Annotated in this window: 8 protein-coding genes; 7 read left to right on the top strand and 1 reads right to left on the bottom strand. The window is 59.2% G+C overall.

The genetic code is table 11. The features are described 5' to 3' along the window. Positions 1-215 precede the first annotated feature (215 nt). The 3 genes from lsrR to IM273_RS08430 all read left to right on the top strand — a co-directional run bounded on the left by lsrR (position 216) and on the right by IM273_RS08430 (position 5,007). Positions 216-1,187 (top strand): transcriptional regulator LsrR, encoded by a 972-nt coding sequence (gene lsrR, locus IM273_RS08440; RefSeq protein WP_028014496.1) that lies wholly within the window; start codon positions 216-218, stop codon positions 1,185-1,187. Positions 1,188-1,219: 32 nt separating this feature from the next. Further along, complete coding sequence (gene lsrK / locus IM273_RS08435; RefSeq protein WP_059358403.1) at positions 1,220-2,800, top strand: autoinducer-2 kinase; 1,581 nt, start codon at positions 1,220-1,222, stop codon at positions 2,798-2,800. Positions 2,801-2,985: 185 nt separating this feature from the next. Further along, complete coding sequence (locus IM273_RS08430) at positions 2,986-5,007, top strand: NADPH-dependent 2,4-dienoyl-CoA reductase (protein ID WP_193051868.1); 2,022 nt, start codon at positions 2,986-2,988, stop codon at positions 5,005-5,007. On the opposite strand, the gene rlmG is transcribed toward IM273_RS08430, so the two are convergent. Continuing rightward, entirely contained in the window at positions 5,004-6,140 is a 1,137-nt protein-coding gene (rlmG, locus tag IM273_RS08425) for a 23S rRNA (guanine(1835)-N(2))-methyltransferase RlmG (RefSeq protein ID WP_193051869.1), read from the bottom strand. The genes IM273_RS08430 and rlmG overlap by 4 nt on opposite strands. Positions 6,141-6,223: 83 nt before the next feature. Here rlmG and IM273_RS08420 point away from each other — a divergent pair, with 83 nt between their 5' ends. The 4 genes from IM273_RS08420 to sstT all read left to right on the top strand — a co-directional run bounded on the left by IM273_RS08420 (position 6,224) and on the right by sstT (position 10,478). Further along, positions 6,224-6,727 carry a YgjP-like metallopeptidase domain-containing protein gene (locus IM273_RS08420; RefSeq protein ID WP_023333531.1) on the top strand — a complete coding sequence of 168 codons (504 nt, stop codon included), beginning with the start codon at positions 6,224-6,226 and terminating at the stop codon, positions 6,725-6,727. A 70-nt stretch (positions 6,728-6,797) separates the two neighbouring features. Then, positions 6,798-7,796 carry a Gfo/Idh/MocA family protein gene (locus IM273_RS08415; RefSeq protein WP_193051870.1) on the top strand — a complete coding sequence of 333 codons (999 nt, stop codon included), beginning with the start codon at positions 6,798-6,800 and terminating at the stop codon, positions 7,794-7,796. Between the two features lie 250 nt (positions 7,797-8,046). After that, entirely contained in the window at positions 8,047-9,015 is a 969-nt protein-coding gene (locus tag IM273_RS08410; protein WP_193051871.1) for a TerC family protein, read from the top strand. 221 nt (positions 9,016-9,236) lie between these two features. Continuing rightward, the gene (sstT, locus tag IM273_RS08405) at positions 9,237-10,478 is read left to right on the top strand and encodes a serine/threonine transporter SstT (RefSeq protein ID WP_063867639.1); all 1,242 of its coding nucleotides are present in this window, start codon (positions 9,237-9,239) and stop codon (positions 10,476-10,478) included. Positions 10,479-10,553 lie beyond the last annotated feature (75 nt).

The raw sequence follows: 10,553 nt of genomic DNA, 5'->3' as shown, positions 1-10,553 counted from the left end.
CATCACTCCGCTATTGAACAAATGATTTTTAGATTTAATAATGTTCAAAAGCGTAGACGGTGAACTATATTTACAACCGTGCAGGGATCACAGTTTTATCGATTGAGATTCAGATTAACCAGAAACGATCTAAAAGATCCGTTTTGCCGCGTGGCTCACATTTTCACGCCGCGCCATTACGAACATATGATCTAAATTTTTATAAGAGTTCAATTATGAGCGATAAACGCACTGCGGAAGAAGGACGGTTTGCCGGGCTGGCACTGGCGGAAGAGGAGCTGGTGGCGCGCGTCGCCTGGTGCTACTACCACGACGGGCTGACCCAGAATGATATCGGCGAACGGCTCGGTCTGCCGCGCCTGAAGATCTCCCGCCTGCTGGAGAAAGGCCGCCAGTCGGGGGTGATCCGCGTGCAGATCAACTCCCGCTACGAGGGCTGCCTGTCGCTGGAAACCGAGCTACAGCAGCGCTTTGGCCTGAAGCTGGTGCGCGTGATGCCTGCCCTAAATACCCCGCCGATGAACGTGCGGCTGGGCATTGGCGCGGCGCAGTCGCTGATGGGCGTGCTGGAGCCCGGCCAACTGCTGGCGGTGGGGTTCGGTGAAACCACCATGAGCAGCCTGCAACACTTAAGCGGCTTTATCAGCTCGCAGCAGATCCGCCTGGTGACGCTTTCCGGCGGCGTGGGGCCGTATATGACCGGTATCGGCCAGCTGGATGCGGCCTGTAGCGTCAGCATGATCCCCGCCCCGCTTCGCGTGTCATCCGCCGAAGTGGCCGGGATCTTAAAGCGCGAAACCAGCGTGCGGGACGTGATCCTCGCCGCGACCGCCGCTGACGTGGCGGTGGTCGGCATTGGTTCCGTGAACCAGCGACGTGACGCGACGATACTGCGCTCCGGCTATATCAGCGAAGGTGAACAGTTGATGTACGCCCGTAAAGGGGCGGTGGGCGATATCCTCGGCTATTTCCTCAATGCCGAAGGGGAGTGCGTCGAGGAGCTGGAGATCCACAAAGAATTACTCGGCGTCTCGCTTGATGAGCTGGCGCAGCTGCCCACCATCGTCGGCGTGGCCGGAGGGGAAGAGAAAGCCGATGCGATTTATGCCGCACTGAAAGGTCGCCGTATTAATGGCCTGGTGACGGAAGAGACGACAGCCCGCGCGGTGCTGGCTCTGGCCGAATAAGAGTCGCCCTGCGCTAACAGCGAGGCAAGCTCATGAGTTACCTTTTAGCGTTAGATGCAGGGACAGGCAGCGTTCGCGCCGTAATTTTCGATTTGCAGGGCAACCAGATTGCCGTCGGCCAGGCCGAGTGGAAGCACCTGAGCGTGGAGAACGTGCCGGGGTCGATGGAGTTCGATCTCGACACCAACTGGCAGCTGGCCTGCCGGTGCATTCAGCAGGCGCTGGAGCGCGCGCGCCTGAGCGCGGCGGATATTCAGTCCGTCGCCTGCTGTTCGATGCGCGAAGGGATCGTGCTGTACGACCGCAGCGGCGAGGCCATCTGGGCCTGCGCCAACGTCGACGCCCGCGCCAGCCGCGAGGTGGCTGAACTCAAAGAGATCCACGACTACCGTTTTGAATCCGAAGTGTATGACGTTTCCGGCCAGACGCTTGCCCTTAGCGCCATGCCGCGCCTGCTCTGGCTGGCGCATCACCGTCCGGACATCTACCGCAAGGCCGCGACCATCACCATGATCAGCGACTGGCTGGCGGCAAAGCTCTCCGGCGAGCTGGCGGTCGATCCGTCTAACGCGGGCACCACCGGCATGCTGGATCTCTTTTCACGCGACTGGCGTCCGGCGCTGCTCGACATGGCCGGGCTGCGCGCCGATATTCTCTCGCCGGTAAAAGAGACCGGCACCGTGCTGGGGGCCATCACGAAAGAAGCCGCACAGCAGAGCGGTTTACGCGAGGGCACGCCGGTAGTGATGGGCGGCGGCGACGTGCAGCTGGGCTGCCTGGGGCTGGGCGTGGTCCGCGCCGGACAAACGGCGGTGCTGGGCGGCACCTTCTGGCAGCAGGTGGTTAACCTGCCGCAGGTGCGCACCGACCCTGAGATGAACATCCGCGTAAACCCGCACGTTATCCCCGGCATGGCACAGGCGGAGTCGATCAGCTTCTTTACCGGGCTGACCATGCGCTGGTTCCGCGACGCCTTTTGTGCCGAAGAGAAGCTGATTGCCGAGCGGATGGGGATGGACACCTATTCCCTGCTGGAAGAGATGGCGGGCCGCGTACCCGCTGGCTCCCACGGCGTAATGCCAATCTTCTCCGACGCGATGCATTTCAAGCAGTGGTACCACGCCGCGCCGTCGTTTATTAACCTCTCCATCGACCCGGAAAAGTGCAACAAAGCGACGCTGTTCCGCGCCCTGGAGGAGAACGCGGCAATCGTCTCGGCCTGTAACCTGACGCAGATTTCGCGCTTCTCCGGCGTGACGTTTGATAGCCTGGTGTTTGCGGGCGGAGGCTCGAAGGGCGCGCTGTGGAGTCAGATTTTAAGCGACGTCACCGGCCTGCCGGTGCGCGTACCGGAGGTCAAAGAGGCCACGGCGCTGGGCTGCGCCATTGCCGCCGGAACGGGCGCGGGGCTGTTTGCGGATATGGCCTCGACGGGCGAGCGGCTGGTGAAGTGGAGCCGCGAGTTTACGCCAAACCCGCAGCACCGGGAGCTGTACGACGTCATGATGGAGAAGTGGCAGGCGGTGTACGCGGATCAGCTCGGGCTGGTGGACAGCGGGCTGACCACGTCGATGTGGCAGGCGCCGGGGTTAGCGCGGGCAGCGACGCCGTAAATAACGCCGGATGGCGCTGCGCTTATCCGTCCTGGGGTTTTGTAGGCCCGGTAAGCGTAGCGCCACCGGGGAAGTTCTTTGAGATCTATCACAATCATTCGATCCCGCTTTTACCTTTCTGCTGCCGCTGGCTAAATTAGTAACTCATCCGACCACATAACAATAATTTTACACTGGAAGAGACTATGAGCCGCTACCCGTCGCTATTCGCCCCCCTCGATCTGGGGTTTACCACCCTCAAAAACCGCGTGCTGATGGGCTCGATGCACACCGGGCTGGAAGAGCGTCCGGACGGAGCCGAGCGCCTGGCAGCCTTCTATGCCGAACGCGCCCGCCACGGGGTGGCGCTGATTGTCACCGGCGGCGTAGCCCCTGCCCCTTCAGGCGTGACGATGGAGGGCGGCGCAGTCCTGAATGATGCGACACAGCTGCCGCATCACCGCATTGTCACGGACGCGGTGCATAACGAAGGCGGCAAAATCGCCCTGCAAATTCTGCATACCGGGCGCTACAGCTATCAGCCAAAGCTGGTTGCGCCATCGGCTATTCAGGCGCCGATTAACCGCTTTACCCCTCACGCCCTCAGCCACGACGAGATCCTGGCGCTGATCGACGATTTTGCCCGCTGCGCCGCGCTGGCGCGTGAGGCGGGCTACGACGGCGTAGAGGTGATGGGCTCTGAAGGCTATCTGATTAACGAATTCCTCGCCGCACGCACCAACCAGCGCGATGACGAATGGGGTGGCGACTATACCCGTCGGATGCGCTTTGCCGTGGAAGTGGTGCGCGCGGTGCGCGAACGTGCGGGCGCGGACTTTATTATTATCTTCCGCCTGTCGATGCTCGACCTGGTAGAGGGCGGCGGCACGTTCGACGAAACCGTGCAGCTGGCGCAGGCGATTGAAGCCGCAGGTGCCACCATCATCAACACCGGGATTGGCTGGCACGAAGCGCGCATCCCGACCATCGCCACGCCGGTGCCGCGCGCGGCGTTCAGTTGGGTAACGCGCAAGCTGAAAGGCAAAGTCTCCGTTCCGCTGGTAACGACGAATCGCATTAACGACCCGCAGGTGGCGGACGATGTGATCTCACGCGGCGACGCCGATATGGTATCGATGGCGCGTCCGTTCCTCGCGGACTCCGAACTGCTCTCCAAAGCGCAAAGCGGCCGTGCGGATGAGATCAACACCTGCATCGGCTGTAACCAGGCCTGTCTGGATCAAATCTTCGCCGGCAAAGTCACCTCATGCCTGGTGAACCCCCGCGCCTGCCATGAAACCAAAATGCCGGTCGTCCCCGCGGTCAGTCAAAAACGCCTGGCCGTGGTGGGCGCTGGCCCCGCTGGGCTGGCGTTTGCGGTGAATGCCGCCTCGCGCGGGCACAGCGTGACGCTGTTTGATGCGCTGGCGGAGATCGGCGGGCAGTTTAATATCGCCAAACAGATCCCCGGCAAAGAGGAGTTCTATGAAACGCTGCGCTACTACCGCCGGATGATCGACCTGACGGGCGTCGAGCTTCGGCTTAACCAGCTTGTCAGCGCGGCGGATCTGATCGGTTTCGACGAGGTGATCCTGGCGAGCGGGATCGTACCGCGCACGCCTGCGATCGAGGGCATCGATCATCCGAAGGTGTTGAGCTATCTGGACGTACTGCGCGACAAAGCGCCCGTTGGCGAGAAAGTGGCTATTATCGGCTGCGGCGGGATCGGCTTTGATACCGCGATGTATTTAAGCCAGCCGGGCGAGGCCACCAGCCAGAACATCGCCGAGTTTTGCGTAGAATGGGGCATTGATACCAGCCTGAGCCAGTCCGGCGGATTACGGCCGGAAGGGCCGCAGCTGCCGAAAAGCCCGCGCCAGATCGTGATGCTCCAGCGTAAGGCCAGCAAGCCGGGTGAAGGGCTGGGCAAAACCACGGGCTGGATCCACCGCGCCACCCTGCTCTCGCGCGGAGTGAAGATGATCCCGGCGGTGAGCTACCAGAAGATCGACGACGACGGGCTGCATGTGCTGATCGGTGGTGAACCGCAGCTGCTGCGCGTGGATCATGTGATTTTGTGCGCCGGACAGGAGCCAAAGCGCGATCTGGCGGATCCGCTGCGCGAGGCCGGTAAAACGGTGCATTTGATCGGCGGGTGCGAGGTGGCGATGGAGCTGGATGCGCGGCGGGCGATTGCGCAGGGCACCCAGCTTGCACTGGTTATTTAGCGACGACGCCCCAGCTTCACCGCTTTCAGCACCACAAACTTGTTATTGGTCGCAATGGTGACGCAGTTGCCGAAAATCTTCTTCAGCTTGTGGAAGTAGTCCAGGTGGCGGTTCGCCACGATATACAGCTCGCCGTTGATTTTCAGGCAGCGGCGCGCGTGGTGGAACATCTCCCACGCGACGTTATCCGTCAGGGCGTGCTTCTGGTGGAACGGCGGGTTGCAGAACACGGCGTTGAAGCGGAAAGGCTCAACGCCGGAGAGCGCGTTGTTGATCATAAATTCGCAGCGATCCACCGCTTCCGGCATGTTGGTTTCTACGTTCAGACGGCTGGAGGCCACCGCCATCGGCGACTCGTCGCTGAACACCACGCTGGCTTCCGGATTCTTCGCCAGCAGCGTAAGGCCAATCACGCCGTTGCCGCAGCCCAGATCGACAATCTCCCCTTCCAGATTTTCCGGCAGATGCTCCATAAAGAAACGCGCCCCAATATCCAGCCCGGTGCGGGAGAAAACGTTCGCATGGTTGTGGATGGTCCAGTCGGTCCCTTCCAGCGTCCAGCTCAGGGTCTCCGGCGCGTCGGCCAGCTCAGGTGCGCTGAAGGTGCAGTTGATCAGGCGCGCTTTTTTCCAGGCCAGCGTGGTGGTGGTCGGGCCGAGGACTTTCTCGAACAGCTCCAGCGTCGAGGTGTGAATATCGCGCGCTTTGGCACCCGCAATGATGCGGGTTTCCGGCGTGACGACTTTACGCAGCGCGCGCAGCTGCTGCTCCAGCAGCGCCATGGTTTTTGGCACCTTTATCAATACCACGCCCGGCGCCTGCGGGTAGTCCGCGGTGCTGTCGAGGAACTTCACGCTGGACTCGTCGATGTCGTTATGGCGCAGGTTTTCACGCGTCGCCAGCTCGCTCAGGTAGGAATCGCCAATGCTGTAAGGCGTGTGCTCCGCCAGGGCGCAGCCCAGGGCACCAAACGCGTCATTCAGGATCAGAACCGGGCCGCGGATTTCAGTCTCATCCAACTGCTGCAGCAGATATTCATCCGCCGCTTCCCACGCCTGAAGCGGGTTAACGTCGTCCGTTTCCGGGAAACGTTTAAGGTTGAGTGAACGGAAACCGTTGTCTAAGTGGCTCATCGGCCCTCCTGAATGGTAAAATTTGGCGTATCCCTGAAAAGGGTGCGTGAGTATACCCGTTTTCGCATTAATTTGGGCTTTTGATGAACCAACTTACTTATCTCCAGGGCTATCCGGAGCATTTACTGACTCAGGTTCGCAGCCTGATTGCCGAGCAGAAGCTCGGCGCGGTGCTGGAAAAACGCTATCCCGGCACGCACGATTTCGCGACCGATAAGGCGCTCTGGCAGTATACGCAGGATCTGAAAAGCCGATATCTGAAGAGCGCGCCGCCGATCAACAAGGTGATGTACGACAACAAGATCCACGTGCTGAAAAATGCGCTCGGCCTGCACACCGCCATCTCCCGCGTACAGGGCGGCAAGCTGAAGGCTAAGGCGGAGATCCGCGTGGCGACGGTTTTCCGTAACGCGCCGGAAGCCTTTCTGCGGATGATCGTGGTGCATGAGCTGGCGCACCTGAAAGAGAAAGAGCACGACAAAGCGTTCTATTCCCTGTGCTGCCACATGGAGCCGCAGTATCACCAGCTGGAGTTTGATACCCGCCTGTGGCTTACGCATTTATCGTTAAATGGTAATGCGGAATAGCGCACTGGTTTTGCAATAATCCCGTGCTACAGTGGCTAAAGGTTCCCCGCTACGGAGTACGTAAACGTTTATGATACGTTTCGCAGTCATTGGAACGAACTGGATCACGCGCCAGTTCGTCGACGCCGCCCACGAAACCGGCAAACTTAAACTCACCGCAGTCTATTCCCGCAGCCTTGAGCAGGCGCAGAGCTTTGCTAACGACTACCTCGTCGAGCATCTCTTCACCTCCCTGGATGAAATGGCGCAAAGCGACGCCATTGACGCGGTCTATATCGCCAGCCCGAACTCCCTGCACTTCCCGCAAACGGCGCTGTTTCTCGGCCACAAAAAGCACGTGATTTGCGAGAAGCCGCTGGCCTCGAATATTGAGGAAGTGGAAGCGGCCATTGCGCTTGCCCGCGAAAACCAGGTGGTGCTGTTCGAAGCGTTCAAAACCGCCAGCCTGCCGAATTTCCTTATGCTGCAGCAGTCCCTGCCGAAAATTGGCAAAGTGCGCAAAGCCTTTATCAACTACTGCCAGTATTCGTCGCGCTATCAGCGCTATCTGGACGGCGAGAATCCGAATACCTTTAATCCGGCCTTCTCAAACGGCTCGATTATGGATATCGGTTTTTACTGCCTGGCCTCTGCCGTAGCGCTGTGGGGCGAGCCGCACGGCGTTACGGCCACCGCCAGCCTGCTGGAGAGCGGCGTGGATGCACACGGTTTGGTGGTGCTGGATTACGGTGATTTCAGCGTCACGCTGCAGCACTCCAAGGTGAGCGATTCCGTGTTGCCGAGCGAAATTCAGGGCGAAGCCGGGTCGCTGGTCATCGAGAAGATCTCCGAATGCCAGAAGGTGAGCTTCGTGCCGCGCGGCGGCAAAGCGCAGGAACTGACGCAGCCTCAGCATATTAACACTATGCTCTATGAGGCAGAGGTCTTCGCCCGTCTGGTGGAAGACAACGAAGTGAATCACCCAGGCCTTGCGGTAAGCCGCACCACGGCGAAGCTGCAAACCGAGATCCGCCGTCAGACCGGCGTGGTGTTCCCGGCAGACGGCGTGAGCGCGGAAGCGATCGCGTAAAGCTGTGTAATGAAACGGCGCAGGCCATTGACGAAACCGATGGTCTGACATATTTTGTTACCTGCAAAGGGGAGTAACTTCTTCGCCGGTGGATCGTCATTACGATGCGTTAAATATGCATCCGGTCGCCGGGCAACCTTCGTGGTTGTAAGTGAGACCTTGCCGGAAGGCGAGGTCTATGCATAAAAAGCTAACGGCTATCGTCTTCTGACCATGGCCGTTTTTGTTTTTTATGTGTAAGGAAAATAGTATGCATTCTGTCGGCACTCCAATGCTGTGGGGCGGATTCGCAGTTGTCGTGCTCATCATGCTGGCGATCGACCTCTTTTTGCAGGGTCGTCGCGGCGAGCACGGCATGAGCGTTAAGCAGGCCGCCGTCTGGTCGCTGGTCTGGGTTACCCTCTCGCTCCTCTTTTGCGCCGCCTTCTGGTGGTATCTGGCCTCGACTGAAGGCCGCGCGGTGGCCGATCCTCAGGCGCTCGCCTTCCTCACCGGTTATCTGATTGAAAAAGCCCTGGCGGTTGATAACGTCTTCGTCTGGCTGATGCTGTTCAGCTACTTTGCTGTGCCTGCAGCATTGCAGCGCCGCGTGCTGGTCTACGGCGTGCTGGGTGCCATTGTCCTGCGTACCATCATGATCTTCGCTGGCAGCTGGCTAATTACCCAGTTCGAATGGCTGCTGTACGTGTTCGGCGCGTTCCTGTTGTTCACCGGGGTCAAAATGGCGCTGGCGAAAGAAGACGATACCGGTATCGGTGATAAGCCGCTGGTGAAGTGGATCCGCGGCCATCTGCGCATGACGGATAAGATCGAGAGCGAACACTTCTTCGTGCGTAAGAACGGCCTGCTGTTTGCTACCCCGCTGCTGCTGGTGCTGATTCTGGTCGAGCTGAGCGACGTGATTTTCGCGGTAGACAGCATCCCGGCAATCTTCGCGGTTACGACTGATCCGTTCATCGTGCTGACCTCTAACCTGTTTGCGATCCTCGGTCTGCGCGCCATGTATTTCCTGCTGGCAGGTGCGGCAGAGCGCTTCTCGATGCTGAAGTATGGTCTGTCGGTGATCCTGGTGTTTATCGGTATCAAGATGCTGATCGTGGATTTCTACCACATCCCGATCGCCATTTCGCTTGGCGTGGTGTTCGGCATTCTGCTGGTGACGCTGGTTATCAGTACCTGGGTTAACCGCCAGCACGATAAAAAGCAGCAGGCGGAGTAATCCCCTCACCCTAACCCTCTCCTCAAAGGGGAGAGGGTTAACACACTTTTGTGACTCAATAGTTAAAAAATATGATGTGACACGTAAAATCCAGCATTTTACTCTTCCGCCTTTCCCCGCTTTCCTTGATACTCAACCAGGCAAACAAATATTTACATCCTGAAATAAATGTGACTTAGAGCACATCCAGGATGGAACACAATTTCACTTAGGAATTTAGTATGAGCACACAATCTAAGGGCCTGCTTGCGCGTCTGACGCAGGGTAGCCTGGTTAAACAAATCCTGGTAGGTCTTGTTCTGGGTATTCTGCTGGCGCTGGTGTCGAAACCCGCCGCGGAAGCGACGGGGCTTCTCGGAACGCTTTTCGTGGGCGCGCTGAAGGCCGTTGCGCCGGTGCTGGTACTGATGCTGGTCATGGCTTCTATCGCCAATCACCAACACGGACAAAAAACCAACATTCGCCCGATTCTCTTTTTATATCTGCTGGGCACGTTTTCTGCTGCGCTGACCGCAGTGGTCTTTAGCTTCCTCTTCCCCTCCACGCTACATCTGACCTCTGCGGCGGGCGACGTCACGCCGCCTTCAGGCATTGTGGAAGTGCTGCGCGGCCTGCTGATGAGCATGGTTACGAACCCCATTGATGCTCTGCTGAATGCCAACTACATTGGCATTCTGGTGTGGGCGATCGGCCTGGGCTTCGCCCTGCGTCACGGCAACGAAACGACGAAAAACCTGGTCAACGACATGTCCAACGCCGTGACCTTTATCGTTAAGGTCGTGATTCGCTTTGCGCCCATCGGTATCTTCGGTCTGGTGTCGTCTACCCTGGCCACAACCGGCTTTGACGCGCTGTGGGGCTACGCGCAGCTGCTAATGGTGCTGGTCGGCTGTATGCTGCTGGTGGCGCTGGTGATCAACCCGCTGCTGGTGTTCTGGCAGATCCGCCGTAACCCGTATCCGCTGGTGCTGACCTGCTTGCGCGAGAGCGGCGTATACGCCTTCTTCACCCGCAGCTCGGCGGCAAACATTCCGGTCAACATGGCGCTGGCGGAGAAACTGAACCTGGACCGCGATACCTATTCCGTGTCGATCCCGCTGGGTGCGACCGTGAACATGGCGGGTGCAGCGATCACCATCACCGTGCTGACCCTGGCGGCAGTGCATACGCTGGGTATTCCTGTGGATCTGCCAACGGCGCTGCTGCTGAGCGTGGTGGCGTCGCTGTGTGCCTGTGGCGCATCCGGCGTGGCGGGCGGTTCGCTGCTGCTGATCCCGCTGGCGTGCAATATGTTCGGCATCCCGAACGAGATCGCCATGCAGGTTGTGGCCGTCGGCTTCATCATCGGCGTGCTGCAGGACTCCTGCGAAACCGCGCTGAACTCCTCTACCGACGTGCTGTTCACCGCAGCGGCCTGTCAGGCGGAAGACGCGCGTTTAGCGAAGAACGCGCTGCGAGGTTAACAGCAAAACGACAACCCTGAGGTTGCCGTTTTTAGTGTTTGTACCCTCTCCCACAGGGCTGAGGGATCCCCAGTA

It is taken from the genome of Enterobacter cloacae complex sp. P13B, from assembly GCF_014895915.1.
GTDB lineage: Bacteria > Pseudomonadota > Gammaproteobacteria > Enterobacterales > Enterobacteriaceae > Enterobacter > Enterobacter bugandensis.
This window is presented reverse-complemented; position numbering and strand designations above follow the sequence as displayed.

Bases quoted from the DNA above. Each gene is read 5' to 3' on its own strand.
- lsrR (WP_028014496.1), top strand. From the start codon at position 216: ATGAGCGATAAACGCACTGCGGAAGAAGGACGGTTTGCCGGGCTGGCA.
- lsrK (WP_059358403.1), top strand. From the start codon at position 1,220: ATGAGTTACCTTTTAGCGTTAGATGCAGGGACAGGCAGCGTTCGCGCC.
- IM273_RS08430 (WP_193051868.1), top strand. From the start codon at position 2,986: ATGAGCCGCTACCCGTCGCTATTCGCCCCCCTCGATCTGGGGTTTACC.
- rlmG (WP_193051869.1), bottom strand. From the start codon at position 6,140: ATGAGCCACTTAGACAACGGTTTCCGTTCACTCAACCTTAAACGTTTC.
- IM273_RS08420 (WP_023333531.1), top strand. From the start codon at position 6,224: ATGAACCAACTTACTTATCTCCAGGGCTATCCGGAGCATTTACTGACT.
- IM273_RS08415 (WP_193051870.1), top strand. From the start codon at position 6,798: ATGATACGTTTCGCAGTCATTGGAACGAACTGGATCACGCGCCAGTTC.
- IM273_RS08410 (WP_193051871.1), top strand. From the start codon at position 8,047: ATGCATTCTGTCGGCACTCCAATGCTGTGGGGCGGATTCGCAGTTGTC.
- sstT (WP_063867639.1), top strand. From the start codon at position 9,237: ATGAGCACACAATCTAAGGGCCTGCTTGCGCGTCTGACGCAGGGTAGC.